This window comes from Shewanella sp. T24-MNA-CIBAN-0130, assembly GCF_040310185.1.
Classification (GTDB): Bacteria; Pseudomonadota; Gammaproteobacteria; order Enterobacterales; family Shewanellaceae; genus Shewanella; species Shewanella psychromarinicola.
In genome coordinates this window covers 1-250 of record NZ_JBEOPP010000459.1, presented here as the reverse complement: position 1 = coordinate 250, position 250 = coordinate 1, and the positions used below count along the sequence as shown (strand labels likewise).

1 pseudogene is annotated in these 250 nt (G+C 38.4%); it reads right to left on the bottom strand.

Annotation, left to right across the window (positions count from 1 at the left end):
• Positions 1-250, bottom strand: a pseudogene (locus tag AAEZ02_RS23125) (beta-barrel assembly-enhancing protease); the annotation flags it as partial.

Here is a 250-nt window from a genome sequence, read left to right as displayed (position 1 = left end):
GATTATTGTCATCTTGTTTTAGTAAATCATCAATGATCACTTCAGCTTGTGCAAATTTTTCTAAACGGAAAAGCGCTAAAGCTTTGCCATAGAGCGCGGCCTGTTTAAACGAATACTCATTCTTTTTGAGTTGTTGATCAAACAAAGATAACGCGGCATCATCACTAAAACTTGAAAAGCGTACTTGGATACGCGCTTTAGCTAGCTGAAAGTTAAGGCTGTTAGGGACATTACTTTTAGGGTACTGAGC